Genomic DNA, 18850 nt, shown 5'->3' with positions numbered 1-18850 from the left:
AATTTTTTATAAATGTTAATTAGAAAACTAAATTTGTTTAAATCTGTAACCATTCTGTTTCAATTTTTCCCCAATTACTCTTTGGTGTTCTTCACCTTTTGTCTCTAAAGATATAGTAATTTGGGCTTCTCCGAACTCTAATTTAACTGAGTCTCTATCATAATCTATTTGTACAATATTTGCACCACATTCTTTAAAAATCTCACTTAGTTTAGTTAAAGAACCAGGTTTATCCATAAGTTTTATAATTAGATTCATTTTTCTATATGACTTCACTAAACCTTTTTCAATAATTTGAGAAAGCATAGTTACATCGATATTTCCACCTGAAATAATTGCACAAACTTTTGAGTCTTCTATCTCAATTTTATCATGCATAATAGCAGCTGTTGCAACTGCTCCAGCACCTTCAACTACAAGTTTGTGTTTTTCAAGTAAAAATAGAATTGCATTTGCAATTTCATTATCTGTTACTTCTACAATGTGGTCTACATAATCAATAATAATATCTAAAAGTTTTGGGTTTACATCTCTTACAGCAATTCCATCCGCAATTGTTCTAACACTTGCACTATCAATAGGAGATTGTGATTTATAAGATTCTTTCATTCCTCTTGCACCACTTGCAACAACCCCAATAATTTTAATATCTGGATTGATAGCTTTAGCAGCAATTGCAATACCTGCAATTAAACCACCTCCACCAATTGGTACAATAATCTGTTTTAAATCAGGAATTTCTTCTAATAGTTCTAATGAGATTGTTCCTTGCCCAGCAATTACATCATCATCAGCAAAAGGATGAATAAATTCAACTCCATTTTCTTCTTTATATTTCATCGCAGCTGCATAAGCTTCATCGAAATTTTCCCCTGTAAGAACAACTTCTGCTCCATGAGATTTAACACCACTTACTTTTGTTAGAGGTGTTGCTTCAGGCATAAATATTGTTGCATTACAACCAAACTGTTTTGCTGCATAAGCTAAACCTTGTGCATGATTTCCTGCACTTGCTGCAACTACACCTTTATCTCTTTTTTCTTGAGATAAGTTTGCAATTCTATTGTATGCTCCTCTTAGTTTAAAGCTTCCTGTTAATTGAAGATTCTCTTTTTTGAAGTAGATTTCACTTCTAAAAAGTTCGCTTAATATTGGAGCTAAAGTTAAAGGAGTATTTTGTGCAACATCTTTTAAGTTCTCTTTTGCTTCTTTTATATTATCTAGGGTAACCATCTTTTTTCTTTTCATTTAATTTCCTTGCAATACTATCTAAAAAGAGTTTTTAGATTGATAAATAAAGACTCTTTTTAAATAGATAGAGCCTAAAGCTCTATCTAATTTCTTCTCTTATTTCTTTTACTGCTTGAACCATATTTTTTAAACTAGGAATTACCTCTTCCCATTTTCTTGTTTTAAGTCCACAATCTGGATTTATCCATAACTGCTCTTTTGGAAGAACTTCAAGTAGAAGTTTTATTTGTATTTTTAACTCTTCTACACTTGGAATTCGAGGACTATGAATATCATAAACTCCTGGTCCAACTTCCTGTTTATAACCAACCTCTTTAAATATTTTTAATAACTCATTTCCACTTCTTGCTGTTTCAATAGAAATAACATCTGCATCCATAGCTTCAATAGTTTTTATAATGTCATTAAACTCACTATAACACATATGTGTATGAATTTGAGTTTCAGGATAAGCACTACTTACTGAGATTTTAAAATCTCTTGTTGCCCAAGATTCATAGGCTTTAATATTCTCCTCTCTTAAAGGGTAACCCTCTTTAAAAGCAGCTTCATCAACTTGTATTATTTTGATTCCACTCTTTTGTAAATCATCTATTTCATCACTTAATGCTACTGCAATTTGTTTTGAAACTTCATCTCTTGCTTTATCATCTCTAACAAATGACCAGTTTAAAATTGTAACTGGACCTGTTAACATCCCTTTCATAATTTTATTTGTTTTGCTTTGTGCATAAGTAATCCAATCTACTGTCATAGCTTTTGGTCTACTTATATCTCCATAAATAAATGGTGGTTTTACGCATCTACTTCCATATGATTGAACCCAAGCATTTTGAGAGAAAGCAAAGCCATTTAATTGTTCTCCAAAATATTCAACCATATCATTTCTCTCTGGTTCACCATGAACAAGTACTTCAAGCTCACACTCTTCTTGAAAAGCAATACACTCATCAATATATTGTTTCATCTGCTTCTCATACTCTTCTTTTGAGATTTCTTTATTTTTAAAATCTCTTCTTGCTTTTCGTACCTCTGCTGTTTGAGGGAAAGAACCAATTGTTGTAGTAGCTAAATCTTCATATTTTAAAAGCTCTTTTTGTATTTTAATTCTTTGCTCAAAGCTTTTTTCTCTTGAAAATTTTGTAAAGGTTTCAACTTTTTGTTTTACTTTTTCATCATGGATTAAAGGTGAAGTTTTTCTATTATTATTTGCTTCTATATTTTTTTCTAAATCTTTTGCTTCTATTTCATTTAGACTAGATTTACCTTGAAAAAATAGTTTTGAAAGTAGATGAATCTCATCAAGTTTCTCTTCTGCGTAACTTAGCCAAGATTTTATCTCTTTGTCTAGTTTATCTTCATATCTTAAAGTAAAAGGTGTATGAAGTAATGAACAAGAAGAAGATACTAAGATATTCTCTTTTTCTACTTTTTTTGAAATCTCATCTAAAAGAGCAAGGCTTTTTTTAATATCATTTTTCCAAATATTTCTTCCATCAACTACCCCTGCGATTAGTTTTTTATCACTGTTTGCAATAAGTTCTAAGATATTTAAATTCTTTTTTCCATATAAAAAGTCTAGGGCTAAACCAAAAATAGGAGTATTTACTAATACTTTAGTAGCTTCATTAGAGTGTTCAAAATATGTTGCAACAACAATTTTGATATTTTTACTTACATTTGCTAATTTATCATAGCTTGGTTTGATTAGGCTTAATACTTTTTCTTCATTATCTTTTACGAAGATAGGCTCATCAATTTGAACTATAAGTTCTTCATCCAATTTTGATATCTCTTTTAGAAGTTCTTCATAGATTGGAAGAATTTTAGAGTGCAGTTCATAGGTATCTTTTCTATCAACTCTTTTTGAAAGACCTAGAAAGGTAATTGGTCCAATAAGATTGATTTTTGTTTTTATTCCTAACTCTTTTGCCTCTTTATACTCATTTATAATTTTTGAGGCATTTAATTTATAGTCATCTTCTAATGAAATTTCTGGAACTATGTAGTGGTAGTTTGTATTAAACCACTTTGTCATCTCCATAGCAACACTATTTTTATTTCCTCTTGCCATTGAGAAGTATAGTTCTTCATCTTTTAAGTTTTTAAATCTTTTTGGGATAGCATTTAATAAAATACAAGTATCTAAAACATTGTCATAAAATGAAAAGTCATTTGATGAAATATATTTTATACCTGCATCTTTTTGATATTTCCAATGTCTTTTTCTTAAAGCTTTTGCCTCTTTTTCTACTTCTTCAAATGAACAATTTTTTGACCAATAGTTTTCTAATACTTTTTTTAATTCTCTTTGTTCTCCAATTCTTGGAAAACCTATTACATATGATTTTGACATCGTTTTTTATCCTCAATAGTCATGCACCAGTTATGGTGTCTAAATATCATTCTGCATTTGCAGAAACAAATAAAGATAAATAATTATCTTCGTGCGTAAAATTTAAATAGTATGATTTGTGATATTTAGAATATGTAATGGTGGATGTACCCCTGTTCGTCTAAATGCAAAAAACTTGCAATAAAAAGGGCAACGAGGTATGAATTTGAAAAGTGCAACTGCTAATTTTGTTTTTCTTTTAAAAAAACAATCACAGTGACAAGGTTTATTAAAATTGATTGATAAACATAAAGTGACCTCTTCTAGTGGAGGGTCATTTTCATCAAACTCATCATTTTCAGAAGATAATTTTTTCTGTAATGTATGTTTTGCCTTTATTACAAGGTTTTGCAATTTTGCTTCAACAGAGTATGCTAAGATACTAGCAAATGTAAAATAGTTTTTTCCAAAACCTTTAGGCGACTTCACTTATTTCTCCTTTCTTAAAATTAAAAAAGAAACATAGCTAATATAAACTTAAAAGTAATAAACATTATAAATCTAAGTAATTTAAATGAAATTAGGTTAATATTTCAAAAAATAATTAAGGTCAATTTTGAAATTTACTTTTGTAACTTTATTCTCTAATTTAATAGAACCATATTTTTATGATTCAATATTAAAAAGGGCAATAGATTCAAATTTCATATCTTACGAGTTCTATAATCCTAGGGATTTTACGAAAAATAAACATAAAAAAGTAGATAAACAAATGATAGGTGGAGGCGCAGGAATGCTTATGACGCCTCAACCTCTTTTTGATTGTTTAGATGAGATTAAAAGAAAAAATCCTGAAGCTTATATTATCTTTCCCCTTGCTGCTGCAAAACCTTTTAAACAAAATGATGCAAAAAGATTGGCACAAAAGAAAAATATAGTTTTTGTATCTGGAAGATATGAAGGAATTGATGAAAGAGTTATTGAAAAATATGCAAATGAAGTATTTTCAATTGGAGAATTTATTTTAACTGGTGGAGAATTACCTTCTTTAGTTATGGCTGACGCAATCGCAAGAAATGTTGAAGGAGTACTTGGCAATTCAGATTCTTTAGTAGAAGAGAGTTATGAAAATAATCTTTTAGAAGCACCTTCTTTTACAAAACCAGAAAATTTTCAAGATTTAAGCGTCATTAAAGAATTCTTAAAGGGAAACCATAGTAAAATTGCCACCTTAAAATATAACTTGGCTATATGCAAGACAAAATATTTTAGACCAAGTTTAATAACAAATAAAAAAACAAAATAATAAGTGTGATACCCCGCGTCTTGCAAAGGCGGGCACTTTCACCAAAGGGAACACATGAAAAATAGATACATTGCAAGCTTTGAAGCAGCACAAATTGTTGAAAAAGAAATTCCTCAGTTTAGAGCTGGAGATACAGTAAGACTTGGTGTAGAGATTAAAGAAGGTGAGAAAAAAAGAGTTCAAACTTTCGAAGGTGTAGTAATTGCTAGACATGGAAACGGTGTTGATGCAACATTTACAGTAAGAAAACTTGGAGCTAACTCTGTTGGTGTTGAGAGAATTTTCCCTCTATACTCTGAGTCTTTAAAATCTTTTGAGGTAATCAGAAGAGGTAGAGTAAGAAGAGCTAAACTTCACTACCTAAGAGGACTAAAAGGTAAAGCTGCAAGAATTAAAGAGCTTAAAAAGTAATTTAACTAAGGCTTTTGCCTTAGTTTTACTTATATGAGTAAAACTTTAATTCACTGTGCCTTACTCTCAGAAGCACAAACTTTTATTAACTTTTTAAAACTAACACAAAACAACACTATTCAAAACTTACCAATTGGTACAAAAATATATGAAGATAAAGATGAGAAAATACTCCTATTAGTATCTGGAATAGGAAAAGAAAAAACTATTGAAGCTTTAGAATTTGTATATAAGAACTATAATATAACAAAGGCTATAAATATTGGTATAGCTGGTTGTAGTGATAGCTCTATAAAAATTGGAACATTTTTTTGTACAAATAAACTCTTAAAAGAGATTAATTTTGCTTCTATTACAACGGTTGATACACCTTTAGAAAGCGATGAAGATTTAGAGACTTTACTTGTAGATATGGAAGCTAAATATTTTTTAGAAATTTCAAAAAAATATTGTGATAACTGCTTTATTTTTAAAGTAGTTTCAGACCACTTGGATATTGAAATTCCTAAGAAATCTTTTATAATATCACTTATACAAAATGTATATCCTAAAATAAAGATATATTTATGACTTATGAAGAGAAATTTAAATCAAATATAGAAAAAACAAATTTTAAAAACCTAGATGAAAGAAATCAAAACTTTATAAAAAAAGTTGCTTTTGAGTATGAGTTCTCATATCAAGAGTTAAAACAACTTATTGATTTTGCAATTGACTTTAAGATGTGGCATGAAGATGAACTTGAAAAGCTTTTTAAAGATGAATATGCAAATAGAAAAGAGTGTTTTAATGATATTAGAAACAAGTGGAATGAGTATAAAAATAGACCTAACTCATATAGTAAGTTTACTAAAGAGTTATATAAAGATGATGTAAGAAAGTTCACTTTTACAACTTTTGAAGGAGAAAAAACAGCTTTAGGTTCATGTCCCGTTGCAAGTCCTAATACAAGGTGTTGTAATCTTCTAACTCTTGATGCAGTCCAATCATGTGGTTTTGATTGCTCTTACTGTTCTATACAATCTTTTTATAATCAAGATAAAATAGGTTTTGATGTTAATTTCAAAAAGAATTTAGAGAATTTAGAACTTGACTCAAATTTTATTTATCATATTGGAACAGGGCAGAGTTCTGATTCTTTGATGTGGGGAAATAAAGAGGGAATTTTAGATGCTCTTTTTGACTTTGCTAGAAAAAATCAAAATGTGATACTTGAATTCAAAACAAAATCTAATAATATTAAATACTTTTTAGAAAATGAAGTTCCTAAAAATATAATTTGTACTTGGTCTTTAAATACGCCAACAATTATTGAAAATGAAGAACACTTAGCAGCAAGTTTAGAAAAAAGAATTGAAGCTGCAAAAAAAGTGAGTGATAAGGGTGTACTTGTAGGTTTTCACTTTCATCCAATAGTTCATTATGAAAATTATTTAGAAGAGTATGAAGAGGTATATAAAACTTTAATAGCTACTTTTGATCCAAAAAAAGTAGCTTTGGTATCTTTTGGAACACTTACTTTTATAAAACCAGTTATTCAAAAAATAAGAAGTAGAAATTTTAAATCAAAAATACTTCAAATGCCTTTTGAAGATGCAAATGGAAAGCAGTCTTATCCTTTAGAGATAAAAAGAGAGATGTTCAAGTCAGCTTATGATACTTTTAAACCTTGGCATAGTGAAGTATATTTTTATCTTTGTATGGAAGATGTCTCTTTATGGAAAGATGTTTTTGGTTATGAATACATCTCCAATAATCAAATGGAAGAGTTTATGAAGATGTCTTATATGAATAAGATAAGGAAGTTATAAAACTATACTTCCTTCATCCTTTTTTCAAACTCTGCATTCATTTTTTCTAGTTTAAGTTGTAGTTCAAGTAGTTGTGATTCTTTTTGAGATTTTTCTGTTGCTTTTAATGTTGGAATTAAAGCTTCAAGTTCTACTATCTCTTTTTTTATTGGAGCTGTTTCTTTACTTTTTTGAGCAACTATTGCAGCTCTTAATCTTTTGCTCTCTTTTTTATTTACTTTTGGTTTTGCAACTGGTTTTTTCTCCGTTGTTGCATCATCATCCCAACCAATTTTTTCTAAGAACTCATCATAAGTTCCATTAAAATAGTCTGCTTTATCATTTGTAAATACAATTAATCTATCACAAACAGCTCTTAATAGTTCTTCTGAGTGAGTTACTATAATACAAGAGCCCTCAAAAGCTTTTATTGCATTTGTTAAAGCTTCAATTGAGTCAATATCTAAGTGGTTTGTTGGCTCATCTAGGAAAAGTAAGTTTACATCTTGTGCAATGATTTTTCCAAGCATTACTCTAGATTTTTCTCCCCCTGAAAGAAGAGAGATTTTTTTCTTTGCATTATCTTTACTAAACATCATTAGCCCACAAATACTTCTAATTACAGGCTCAGCAAGTTTATTATTCACACTATATATCTCATCCATAATAGTATTATTTTTATTTAAGTGAGAGATATTTGTTTGTCCAAAGTGTCCAAAAACACAACTTGGATGATAATCAACACTTCCAGATAATTGTTTTAATTCTCCTGCTATTACATTTAAAAGTGTAGATTTACCCTTACCATTTTTTCCTATGATTCCTAAAGTTTCTCCTCTACTTAATGCAAAAGTTATATCTTTAAATAAAATATTTTCAGGAGTATAACCAAAGCTTAAGTCTTTAACTTCAAGTAAAAACTTAGCAGCAGTATCTTTATAGTTAAAATCAAATTTTAAGTTTGAATCATATTCTAAATCATCCATTATGTCCATTTTCTCTAGGATCTTAACTTTTGATTGAGCTAGTGTTGCTGTTGCAGCTCTTGCTTTATTTTTTGCAATAAACTCTTCTAGATCTTTAATTTTTTTCTCTTGAGCAACTTTTTGTTTTTCATAATGTTCTTCATTACTTGCAAGTTGTTCATAGAATTTTCTAGTTCCACCTTGAATCATAAATGCTGATTTTCTAATAATTCCTAAAGTATGAGTACAAACACTATCCATAAAATCTCTATCGTGAGTAATAAGGATTACTTCTCCTTTAAAAGATTTTAAAAAGGCTTTTAGCCATCTAATTGATAAGATATCTAAGTAGTTTGTTGGCTCATCTAGTAAAAGCATATTTGGTTCTGTTAAAAGAAGTTTTGCAAGGTTAATTCTAATTTGATAACCTCCTGAAAAAGATTTTGGGTCTTTTTCTAAATCTTCTTGTGTAAATCCAAGTCCAAATAGTATTTTTTCAGCTTTATAAATATTATATTTATCTTCTTCACTTAAGGCTAATGCTGTTTCATCAAGTAGTGTTTTTTCACTAAAATTAAAGTACTGTTTTAAAGCACCAATTTTATAACCTTTTGGAAAGTTTATATCTCCACTATCTGCTGGTTCTTCACCTAAAATAAGTTTAAATAGAGTTGACTTTCCTGTACCGTTTCTTCCTACTAATCCAACTTTGTCTCCTGAATTCAATCTAAGATTAAGTTCACTATAAAGTTCATTTGTTGGATAGCTTTTTGATATATTTATTAGTTCTATCATGATTTTCTTTTTATATGAGATTTTTCATTTTTTAAGTGCGCAATTATAAAATATAAAGGGTTATATGTTCATAAATTTGCTATTTAGAAACTATTAATTTTATTCATTTTTTATAAAGTTTTTCCTACTTTTTGTAACTGTTTGTAAAATAGAATAAAACTAATAAGATTTAAAATCAATATAGGAGCAAAAAATATACTTAAAATAGAAGTAAAAAACCATATCCAACTATAAGTTGCTTTATAGAAATTCTCTATTTTTTTTAGTTGTTTGTTTATTTTTATAAGTGTTATAGGTATAGCAATAAAAGACCAAAAAGGAATTAGTTGTGACCAAAGCCAAAAAGGGTTTATTTTTATAAGTTTTCGTTCTTTTAAAATAAGTATAAATATGCAAATAGTTAAAACTATGATTACTAAAATAAGTAAAAAAAAATTTAACAAACTTTCTGCTGTTGCGTTTGATATTCCTCCCATAAAAATTCCTTTCATTTAATAAAATAAGCTTATCTACTATTTTCTTTTAATAATCTTTAAAAGTATAAATCCATCATTAACAAAATTTTTGCTAATATTTTAAAAATTTTAAAAAGAGAGTAGTTTTGTTAGAACCTATTATAAATTATATTGTTGATACTGTTGGTGCTTTAGGATATATTGGAATATTTTTAATGATGTTTTTAGAAAGCTCTTTTTTCCCTTTTCCAAGTGAAGTAGTTATGATTCCAGCAGGATATTTAGTTTATAAAGGTGAGATGAATATGTTTATGGCTATTTTTGCAGGTATTGCAGGAAGTCTAGCGGGAGCACTTTTTAACTACTTTTTAGCTATTAAATATGGAAGAGCCTTTTTAATAAAATATGGAAAATATTTTTTTATTAGTGAAGATACAATTGCAAAAGTAGAAGGTTTCTTTAAAGAGCATGGACATATCTCTACTTTTTCAGGAAGACTTATTCCTGCTGTAAGACAATATATCTCTTTTCCTGCTGGTTTAGCAAAAATGAATTTAATTACTTTTTCTATTTATACAACTTTAGGTGCAGGAATTTGGGTAGTTATTCTAACAATGTTAGGATATTTTATTGGTGGAAATGAAGCTTTAATAAAAGAGTATCTAAGATATATCATAATTGCAATTCTTATAGGGCTTGTAGCTATGGGATATTGGTATTATAAAAGAAAAAAATCATGCGTGCGATAGTTACAGGCTATAGTTCTGGAATAGGGCAAGCAATAGCAAAAATTCTAGAAGAGAACTCTTATGAAGTTATTAGGTTAAATAGTCGATTAAATGATAAAAAAGCCTTAGAAAAAGAAGTAAAACAAGAGCTTAAAAAAGCTGAGATAGATTTACTTATAAATTGTGCGGGAGTAGGTGTTTTTAAACCCCATGAAGAGATTAGCTTAGATAAAATTCAGGAACTTATTGATGTAAATTTAACTGCTCCTATTGTTTTAACAAATCTTTGTCTTAGAAGTTTAAAAAAAACAAAAGGGCATATTATAAATATCTCTTCAATAGAAGCAACAAGACACTCAAAGTTTTCAGCACTTTATACTGCTACAAAAGCAGGACTAAGAAACTTTTCTCTTGCTCTTTTTGAGGAGTTAAGACGTTCTGATGTAAGAGTTACAAATATAAATCCAGACCTTACAAAAACAAATTTTTTTGAAGAGTTTAATTTTGAACCTTCAAATAACAAAAATGCACATTTAAATCCAGATAATATAGCTAAACAAGTACTTGAAATAGTACAATTTGATGGCGTGATTACTGATATAACTTTAAGACCACAAAGACTTGAAATAAAAAAGAAATAACTTAAATCTTTAACTTTTTTTTCATTCAAAAGTGCTACACTTTTAGAATGAAAACTTTTATCTTAAAAAACTGGAATAAACTTTTATTATCTACTTTTACTATTATTGCTGTTATTTGTGCAATAACTTTTACAATAGATGCAAATGCAAAAAAACTTATAGATGACTCTTTCTCTCAAGCAATTATTGTTTTTGGGAGTGCAAAGGCTTTAAATGCAGTTATCTCTTTAGCACAAGGTACGGAGATATCTTTACCTTTTTTTGTAGTAGCAATTGGAGAAGTTCTTGATCCAATAAATGATTTAGTAGAACAATTTTCTCTTGTAATGCTTGCAAGTATGACTTCACTAGGAATTCAAAAAATCTTTTTAAATTTTGTTACAAATGATATTTATAACTATATTCTATTAGTTGGAGTTATTATTTTAAATATCTGGTTATTTAAACGCTTTAGAAAAGATGATAAGTTAAGAGAAATATTTTTTAAAATAGTATTTATTTTACTTTTTTTGCGTTTTGCAATACCTATGATAAGTTATGTAAATGATATCTCATATAACTATTTTGTAAAACCACAATACAATATTGAGAACTTAAATGAGAGTATTGTAAAAGTTAAAGAGGATGTAAGCAAAGTAAATGAAGCTACTTTAAATGAGAAAAAAGAGAGCTCTTTTTTTGATAAGATTGTAGAGAAATTTGATAGTGAATATTATACAAAAAAGGTTGATGATTATAGCAAAGCAGTTGATAATTCAAGTGAATATATTATTGATTTGATTATAGTTTTTATCTTTCAAACTATTCTTTTACCAATACTATTTTTATTTGTTTTATATTGGTTTATTAAATCTATTTTTAATATGAAAAGGGCTTAAAATGATAGATTGGCAGAACACTTATGCAAGTATTTACCGTGCAAGAAAAGAGAGACTTAAACCAGTTATTTACTTAGATAAAATATCTTTAGTTGATTTAGTAGGTATAGAAAAACAAAAAGAGGCAATAATTGAAAACACAAAAAGATTTTTAGAAGATTTACCTTCAAACAATGTACTTCTTTGGGGTGCAAGAGGTACTGGAAAATCCTCTTTAATAAAAGCACTACTAAACGAATATAAAGATGAAGGCTTAAGAGTTATTGAGATGGATAGAGATGATTTAGATGATTTAATTGAAATCTCTGACCAAATAAGAGAAGAGCCTTATAAGTTTATAATCTTTTGTGATGATTTATCTTTTGAAGAAGGAGAAAAGGGTTATAAAGGACTAAAAAGAATTTTAGAAGGTTCAATTGAAGCTCCTGCAAGTAATATTAAAATCTATGCTACTTCTAATAGACGACACCTTATAACAGAATATCAAAGGGATAATATAGGAACAGTAGTTTCAAATAATGGAGAGATACATTATTCTGATAGTGTTGAAGAAAAAATCTCTTTAAGTGATAGATTTGGGTTATGGTTATCTTTTTATCATGGAACTCAAAATGATTATTTAAAAGTTATAGATAGCTATTTTAAAGAGTATCAAGGAGATAAAGAGAATTTACATAAGTTAGCCCTACAATTTTCTCAAAGTAGAGCCTGTAAAAGTGCAAGAACAGCAAAACAGTTCTATAACACTTTTTACAAAAAAGTTTAGATAATAGGTCTATTATATCTCATTAAAAATAAAGAGGGTAGAGCTAATCCAAAACCAATTGCACTTAGGATAATTACTGCTTTTAAACCATTATCTATAAACATAGTAATAAGTTCAGGTGAAACACCTTGTGCATTCATTTGAAGAAGATTTATAATAGCTGTAAAAGCATATGTTCCTGGAAGTAAAGGAATAATAGAAGCAATTGTATAAACAGGTCTAGGAACTATATATTTTCTTGACCAATAAAGTGCAACTATTCCAACTAAAGTAGAAGCTAAAAAAGTAGCAAGCTCTATTGGAACATTAAACTCCATTAAAGCAAACCTTGTTGAATATCCAATTGCTCCACCAAAAGCACAAAAAATTAAAGCACTTCTTGGAACATTAAAAACCATCGCAAAACCAACTGCTGGAATAGCAGAAAATAGGGCATTTATTAAGTATTGAGTTAAAATTTCCATTACCAACCTTTCATACTTAATAAAGCAAAAGCTAAAATAATACCAATAGACGTAGCAACACTAAGCAAAAGTGCTTGCATCCAACGACCCCAACCCATAGAGAGATAACCTTTTACTGCATCTAAAACAGAGTTTACAAAAGGAAATCCAGGAGCCAATAAGATAACACTTGCAGTCATAACAACATTTGGGGTAGCACTTAAATTATATATTTGAGAAATGCTAGCTATCAAAGTTGCAATAAAAGCTGTAATTCCAAAACTAATAATAAGTACATATTTTCTAATAGCAAGTTCATGTCTTACATACATCGCAACACTTGAAGCAAGAAAGGTTATAAGAAAACCATTTAAATCTGCTCCATAAAGATATGCAAATGAAGCACATGAAAGTCCAACCATAAAAACAACTAGCCATCTATTATATTGGTTTGGTTGAATATTTTTTATAGTTTCAAAAACATAATCAACATCTTTTTTATATTTTTCAACATCAATGCACATCTTTTGAACATCACAAACTATTGACATATTTATAGGTTTATGGTGTGCTCTTCTTGTTGTAGTAACTGATTGTGTTTGATTATTACTAAGCGTACTTAGTACGATTGCAGAAGGGATTAAAGAGACTTCTACGGAATCTACACCTAAAGCAGAACCAAGTCTTTGAGCTGTTTCCTCTATAAGTTTACTTTCTGCTCCAAACTCAAGCATTAAAACGGCTGCTTTAATTATCGCTCTTGTTACTTTTGTTTGTTCTTCATAATTAAGGTTATTCATTTATTTTTAACTTTAAAATTTGTCCATTATCATCGGCTATATAAAGCCTACCTTTTTTATCAAAAGTTATTCCCTCTTGGGCATATTTTTTTGATAATTTATACTCTTTTACAACTTTTTTTGAAGTTATATCATATTTTATTAACAAATTAGCATCATCGCTTATTAAATACAGATAATCTTTATAAAAAGTAAGTCCTGCAATATCTTTATATTTGTGGTCTATAATATCAACTATCTCAAGTTTTTTTTTCATTTTATAATCTAAGATTACAATAACTGAAGAATCTTCTTTAGGATAAGGCTTATTTGATTGATTTGAGGCATATATTTTGTTTTTATATAAAGTCAGACCTTCTATTCCATCTTTACCTTTTTTAATTATCTTATTTCCTTGATAAGTACCTTTTATTTTTATTTTATTTAAAATAGTAAAATCTTTAATATCTACAACTAAAAGTTCATCTTTTTCTTCATTTGCAATAAGAAGAAGATTTTTTTCTTCATCTATTGTAATAGCTTCTAAATCATAAGTACCAAGTTTATACTCTCTTTTTATTTCACCTTTTAAACTTAATTCATAGATTGTACCTTCATCATTTACCACAAAAAGAGTATTTGAGTTTTCGCTATATACAATTCCTGAAGCTTCGGGAATTTTTGCTATTACTTTCTCTTTAGCAATTAAAGTTTGAAAAGAGAAAAAAAGAATTAGTAGAAAAAAAGAGTATTTCATTTTATTTTGCCTTGTTTTTGAAATTTTATACTAATTTTTATAACGAATTAATTAATTATAGAAAATAAAAACAGGAGTGTTACCCTTGTACTGAGTCGATAAAATCAAGCTTTTGTAAAATGTAACATTGACTTAAGGTATCTTTTAGATACTTTAGTTCATTTATGGATTATAATTATATTAAAATCAATTTATTTTTGGATTCTATTATGCAAGAAGATATGCCTAATTTTATATCTAATTTTAAAGAAGAAGACCCTATTAATAAGATTATATTTAATATAATCTCCCTGATAAAAACTAATCACGACTATGAATTGGCAATAGATTTAATTAAACAAAATAATATTAAGTTAGAAGACATAGTTTCAAGAAGTGTTAGATTATCTCTCGTTGACTTTGTAAAATTAGCTGACTTAATGATTTTAAATAAAGGTAAATAATATATATGAATGAAACAGTTAGTAAGATAGTATATTTAATAAAAAAAGAAGATGACTATGAGCAAGCTGCAACTTTGATGATACAAAGTAATTTAACTATTTCAAAACTTTCTGAACAAACATTAAAATTATCGCAAATTGAGTTAGCAAGGCTTGCTGATAAAATTTTGCAAAAAAAATAAGCTAAGAGAGAGTTTACTCTCTTAACTCACTAAGTCTTTTTAGAAGATATTCTAACTCAGCTCTTTTTTCAACTTTCTCATGAACTTTTTCTTCTAAGAAATCAACTACATTTTTATGTAATTTTAGTTTTGAAAGTTTATTGATATTTGTAATTCCACCTGGATTTAAAACATTTACTTCTAATATTTTATCTCCAATCATATCTAGACCTGCAAAATAAATTCCATCAGAAAGAAGTTTTTTACCTATTTTACTACAAATTCTTTTTTGTGATTCTGTAAGTGTATATTTATGTGCAGATCCTCCAGTTTGGATATTTGCTCTAACTTCTCCTTCTGCTGGTTTTCTATGATAAGCTCCAATTGCTTTACCATTTAGCATCATAACTCTTACATCCCCATTTTCTGCACCTGAAATATACTCTTGTAAAATTACATAGTTTTCTCCAGAGTTATCAATATAAAAATCTAAAAGAGAGTTGATATTTGATTTTGCATTTTTTTCTAAAACGATAACTCCTCTTCCTCCTGAACCATCAAGAGGTTTTAGAATCATCTTCTCTTCTTCTGAGTCTTCAATAATTTTTTTAATATATTTCTTACTTCCTGAAACATGTGTTTTTGGTAAATATGTATTACCTGGGTCATGAAATGTTGTAGTATATAATTTATTATTTGCTTTTCTAATTCCATCTACATCATTAATAATAATTGTTTCATCTTTTACTGAATCTAAGAAGTTAAAAACAATAGGAGAAATAGGAGGGTCTTTTCTAATCATAATACAATCAAAAGCGTGTAAAGCAGTTAATTTAATTTGATATTCACATTTTTTATAAAAAGAGACTACAGATTCTGGAATCTTTCCTTCATATTTCAGTGATTTAGCGAAACCATGAACAATATTATTTCTTACTGTTAAATCATTTGTATATAAAACAGAAACTTTATGTCCTCTTTGCATACACTCTTTAATAATAGCAAGTGTAGTACTTTTTGTTGGCTCTATATTGTTCCAATGTTCAATGATAAACGCAACATGCATTTTTTTTCCTTTAAGTAAATTCAATCTATTATTATACTTTTTTTTTGATTACAATTTGTACTACTTTTTATGTAACAAGAGGAAATATGATTTTAAAATTTGCACCTTTATATATTTTATTGTTAAATGTAAATTCTTCATTTTCAAGTTTTATTGAACCATTTAAATGTTTTGTAATAATTTGTGAAGACATGTATAATCCTATACCTGTACCTTGTGATTTATGTTTTGTTGTAAAGTAAGGTTCAAAAATTCTATTTTTTATCTCTTTTGGAACGCCTCCTGCATTATCTTTTATACTAATAAAAATCTTGTCATCTTGTTTTTTTGCTTCTATAAAAATTAGTTTATTTTCAATCTTTTTTTGATTTAAAGCATCTATTGCATTATTAAAAATATTTAATAGAACTTGTGTTAATTCACTCTCTAAAGTAGAGATAGTTGTATCTTCCATCTCTTTTATTAGTTCAATTTTTGAAGAGTTTATTTTTGATGTAATAAGATAGAGTGATTTATTTATACAAGAGTCTATTTTAAAAGTTGTTTTCTCTTTATTTGGATTAAAAAAGTTTCTAAAATCATCAATTGTTTTTGATAAATATTGAGCATGTTCATTTATTGTTTTTATATTATCTAAGACCAACTCTTTAGAGATTTTATTTTCTATTTCTAAGGTTAGTTGCATTCCTGTAGAAGCAGTAGAGATTACAGATAAAGGCTGTCTCCATTGGTGAGCAATATTTTCTAACATCTCTCCCATTGCAGCCATTTTTGATTGTTGAGCTAAAATAGTATCTCTTTCTCTTTTTTCTTGCTCTAGTTTTTTGATTTTTGTAATATCTAAAACTGTTCCAACTATTAAAACAGGGTCACTTTTTTCATCAACCTTCGTAATCTTAGAACTTATTTGCAGATATTTAATAGTATTGTTTTTTAGAACTATTCTAAATTCATTTATTAGTTTACTTCTAAAAGAGAAGAGTTTTTTGATATGGTTTTTTATAAGTTTTTTATCTTCTTCGTGTACATAAGATAAAAATAGCTCAACTGAAGGTTTAACTTCTTCCGCTGATAGTTCAAAGATTTTAAAGTGTTCATTACTCCAAAAAAGTTCATCTTTTTTTATATCATATTGAAAACTTCCTAGATGTGCAATTTTTTGTGCTTCATCTAAAAGGTAGTTTGCTTTTTTTAGTTCTTTTGTTTTCTCCTCAACTTTTCTTTCTAAAGATTCATTTAGTTTTTTTAACTCTTTTGTTCTCTCTTCAACTTTTTCTTTTAAAATTTTATTTCTTTTGATAGTTAGCTGATTTAAATAAACAAGAATAGTTATTATTAAAATAATTATAGAAAGGACAATCCATATCATTTCATAATCAAAATGATTTTCAAACTGTATATTTTCCCATTTGTTTATTATATTTTGTATCTCTTGCTCATCTAGATTATCTATAGCTTTATTTAAAGCACTTTGTAAAAGTTGATAATCATCTCTAATCATTATGGTTAAATTGAAATTTAGCCCTGTATTTCCAGATATTTTTAAATTTTCAAAGTCAAGTTTACCTATATTGTATGTTAAATTTGGTTTTATATCAATATATGCATAAGCTTGTTTATTTTCAACTGCTTGAAGACCTTTTTTTATATTTGGAACTAATAAGAAATCTAGTTTTGGATATTTTTCTTTTAATAATTTATGTGCAGTAAAGTTTCTTCCTACCGCAATTTTTTTATTTTTGATTTGTTCTATATTTTCAATAAAGTTTTCATCTTTTAAAGTAACTATCGAAATAGGAAAAGAGATATATGGTTTTGTGAAAATTGAATATCTTTCTCTATCTATTGTTTTTCCCGTACTAAAAATAATATCTTGTTTTTTATCTTCTATGCTTTTTAATTGTCCTGTAAAGGTTTTAAAAAAAGTATATTTAGTTTTTAGGTTTAGTTTCTTACTTAATAGTTCCCAAACTTCAGTTGAAATACCAATTGGTATATTTGAAGAAGATTTAAAAGAGAAAGGTTTCCAATCCTCTGAAATAGAGAGTCTAAACTCGTTTTTTCTAATGAACTCTTTTTCTTCTTCATTTAAAGTAAACTCTTTTATTCTATTATAATATTTAAACTTATCATTGATAATCCATTTACTCTCTATATCATAAAGTTCTTCAGGTGTTAGTTTATTAAAACCTTTATTGAAAATATCAATTAATTTCTGATTTAAGGCAATAGCACTTGTTTCAGATATTTTTGAAAAGAGTTCAATTGATTTTATTTCATGGAAATGTCTAGTTTGAAGAGTATAAAATTCAATAGCAATTTTGTCATCATAAAGAAGGTCGATTTTTTTTGATATAAGATTATTAATAGCCTTATCGTAGTCTTTGTAAATTATAATCTCAGAATTAGGGAAGTTCTCTTTTATAACTTGTTCGTAATCTTTTCCTATGATACCTATAATATAAGAAGCATTTTTAGTAAAATCTTTACTTGTTTGTTTGTGAGTAAATAAAGCAGTTCTTCTTTTATAAAAAACTTTTGAGCCATGCATCCAATCTTTATAAACTTCAGTTCCAAGGAAAAAATCTACTTTCCCTTCTTTTAAAAGTTGAATTGAATTATCCCAAAGTTTTCCATTTATAAATTTGATTTCATAGTTGTTTTTTTCTGCCCAAAGTTTCCAATAATCAATCAAAAGACCTTGAGGTTCTTGATTTTCTAAATAAGAAAAAGGTGCATAATTAGGGTCATAAGAAACAGTGAAAGTTTTTTTAAATGGTTTTGCATATAAAAAGCTAACAAAAAATAAAAAAATTATAAAAGTCTTTAGTTTTAACATCTATTAATCCAATTGTTGCCAAAGTGAAAATATTATATCAA

At 27.6% G+C, this 18850-nt stretch carries 20 protein-coding genes; 10 read left to right on the top strand and 10 right to left on the bottom strand.

Features of this window, described 5'->3' with window-relative positions:
* Positions 1-27 precede the first annotated feature (27 nt).
* From ilvA to ABIV_RS11175, 3 genes are all read right to left on the bottom strand, one after another.
* Positions 28-1233, bottom strand: coding sequence for a threonine ammonia-lyase (gene ilvA / locus ABIV_RS11185; RefSeq protein ID WP_114840515.1), 1206 nt, complete (start codon positions 1231-1233; stop codon positions 28-30).
* A 97-nt stretch (positions 1234-1330) separates the two neighbouring features.
* Positions 1331-3607 carry a 5-methyltetrahydropteroyltriglutamate--homocysteine S-methyltransferase gene (metE, locus tag ABIV_RS11180; RefSeq protein WP_114839958.1) on the bottom strand — a complete coding sequence of 759 codons (2277 nt, stop codon included), beginning with the start codon at positions 3605-3607 and terminating at the stop codon, positions 1331-1333.
* A 102-nt stretch (positions 3608-3709) separates the two neighbouring features.
* Complete coding sequence (locus ABIV_RS11175; protein ID WP_114839957.1) at positions 3710-4075, bottom strand: hypothetical protein; 366 nt, start codon at positions 4073-4075, stop codon at positions 3710-3712.
* Between the two features lie 127 nt (positions 4076-4202).
* Between ABIV_RS11175 and trmD the strand changes: the two genes are divergently transcribed.
* Genes trmD through ABIV_RS11155 form a run of 4 tightly spaced genes read left to right on the top strand, consistent with a single transcriptional unit; the run spans position 4203 to position 7114 of the window.
* Positions 4203-4892, top strand: a complete 690-nt coding sequence (trmD, locus tag ABIV_RS11170) for a tRNA (guanosine(37)-N1)-methyltransferase TrmD (protein WP_114839956.1) — start codon at positions 4203-4205, stop codon at positions 4890-4892.
* A gap of 54 nt (positions 4893-4946) precedes the next feature.
* A complete protein-coding gene (gene rplS, locus ABIV_RS11165; RefSeq protein WP_114839955.1) occupies positions 4947-5303 on the top strand; it encodes a 50S ribosomal protein L19 in 357 nt (118 codons plus the stop codon).
* A gap of 33 nt (positions 5304-5336) precedes the next feature.
* Entirely contained in the window at positions 5337-5873 is a 537-nt protein-coding gene (locus ABIV_RS11160; protein WP_114839954.1) for a nucleoside phosphorylase-I family protein, read from the top strand.
* Entirely contained in the window at positions 5870-7114 is a 1245-nt protein-coding gene (locus ABIV_RS11155; RefSeq protein ID WP_114839953.1) for an SPL family radical SAM protein, read from the top strand. Before ABIV_RS11160 ends, ABIV_RS11155 begins: the two co-directional genes overlap by 4 nt.
* Positions 7115-7116: 2 nt before the next feature.
* On the opposite strand, the gene ABIV_RS11150 is transcribed toward ABIV_RS11155, so the two are convergent.
* Together ABIV_RS11150 and ABIV_RS11145 are read right to left on the bottom strand one after the other, a co-directional pair.
* Positions 7117-8853, bottom strand: coding sequence for an ABC-F family ATP-binding cassette domain-containing protein (locus ABIV_RS11150; RefSeq protein WP_114839952.1), 1737 nt, complete (start codon positions 8851-8853; stop codon positions 7117-7119).
* 110 nt (positions 8854-8963) lie between these two features.
* Positions 8964-9329, bottom strand: coding sequence for a hypothetical protein (locus tag ABIV_RS11145; protein WP_114839951.1), 366 nt, complete (start codon positions 9327-9329; stop codon positions 8964-8966).
* 125 nt (positions 9330-9454) lie between these two features.
* Between ABIV_RS11145 and ABIV_RS11140 the strand changes: the two genes are divergently transcribed.
* Genes ABIV_RS11140 through ABIV_RS11125 form a run of 4 tightly spaced genes read left to right on the top strand, consistent with a single transcriptional unit; the run spans position 9455 to position 12321 of the window.
* Entirely contained in the window at positions 9455-10057 is a 603-nt protein-coding gene (locus ABIV_RS11140; protein ID WP_114839950.1) for a DedA family protein, read from the top strand.
* Entirely contained in the window at positions 10045-10677 is a 633-nt protein-coding gene (locus ABIV_RS11135; RefSeq protein WP_228254298.1) for an SDR family oxidoreductase, read from the top strand. The genes ABIV_RS11140 and ABIV_RS11135 overlap by 13 nt, the downstream gene beginning before the upstream one ends.
* 47 nt (positions 10678-10724) lie before the next feature.
* On the top strand, positions 10725-11555 hold the full coding sequence (locus tag ABIV_RS11130) for a hypothetical protein (protein WP_114839948.1): 831 nt from the start codon (positions 10725-10727) through the stop codon (positions 11553-11555).
* A gap of 1 nt (position 11556) precedes the next feature.
* The gene (locus ABIV_RS11125; protein ID WP_162918012.1) at positions 11557-12321 is read left to right on the top strand and encodes an ATP-binding protein; all 765 of its coding nucleotides are present in this window, start codon (positions 11557-11559) and stop codon (positions 12319-12321) included.
* Here ABIV_RS11125 and ABIV_RS11120 read toward each other — a convergent pair.
* From ABIV_RS11120 to ABIV_RS11110, 3 genes are read right to left on the bottom strand one after another with little or no spacing between them, the layout of a single operon-like run.
* Complete coding sequence (locus tag ABIV_RS11120) at positions 12318-12785, bottom strand: threonine/serine exporter family protein (protein ID WP_114839947.1); 468 nt, start codon at positions 12783-12785, stop codon at positions 12318-12320. The genes ABIV_RS11125 and ABIV_RS11120 overlap by 4 nt on opposite strands.
* Entirely contained in the window at positions 12785-13564 is a 780-nt protein-coding gene (locus ABIV_RS11115; RefSeq protein ID WP_114839946.1) for a threonine/serine exporter family protein, read from the bottom strand. The genes ABIV_RS11120 and ABIV_RS11115 overlap by 1 nt, the downstream gene beginning before the upstream one ends.
* Positions 13557-14300, bottom strand: coding sequence for an SdiA-regulated domain-containing protein (locus tag ABIV_RS11110; protein ID WP_114839945.1), 744 nt, complete (start codon positions 14298-14300; stop codon positions 13557-13559). Before ABIV_RS11110 ends, ABIV_RS11115 begins: the two co-directional genes overlap by 8 nt.
* A 209-nt stretch (positions 14301-14509) precedes the next feature.
* On the opposite strand from ABIV_RS11110, the gene ABIV_RS11105 reads away from it, so the two are divergent.
* Both ABIV_RS11105 and ABIV_RS13640 read left to right on the top strand, forming a co-directional pair.
* On the top strand, positions 14510-14743 hold the full coding sequence (locus tag ABIV_RS11105) for a hypothetical protein (RefSeq protein WP_114839944.1): 234 nt from the start codon (positions 14510-14512) through the stop codon (positions 14741-14743).
* Positions 14744-14748: 5 nt separating this feature from the next.
* The gene (locus tag ABIV_RS13640) at positions 14749-14925 is read left to right on the top strand and encodes a hypothetical protein (protein WP_162918011.1); all 177 of its coding nucleotides are present in this window, start codon (positions 14749-14751) and stop codon (positions 14923-14925) included.
* Between the two features lie 13 nt (positions 14926-14938).
* On the opposite strand, the gene gshB is transcribed toward ABIV_RS13640, so the two are convergent.
* Together gshB and ABIV_RS11095 are read right to left on the bottom strand one after the other, a co-directional pair.
* Positions 14939-15970 carry a glutathione synthase gene (gshB, locus tag ABIV_RS11100; RefSeq protein WP_114839943.1) on the bottom strand — a complete coding sequence of 344 codons (1032 nt, stop codon included), beginning with the start codon at positions 15968-15970 and terminating at the stop codon, positions 14939-14941.
* A gap of 67 nt (positions 15971-16037) precedes the next feature.
* Positions 16038-18809 (bottom strand): transporter substrate-binding domain-containing protein, encoded by a 2772-nt coding sequence (locus tag ABIV_RS11095; protein WP_114839942.1) that lies wholly within the window; start codon positions 18807-18809, stop codon positions 16038-16040.
* Between the last annotated feature and the right edge of the window lie 41 nt (positions 18810-18850).

The sequence above is a fragment of the Halarcobacter bivalviorum genome (assembly GCF_003346815.1).
Classification (GTDB): Bacteria; Campylobacterota; Campylobacteria; order Campylobacterales; family Arcobacteraceae; genus Halarcobacter; species Halarcobacter bivalviorum.
This window is presented reverse-complemented; position numbering and strand designations above follow the sequence as displayed.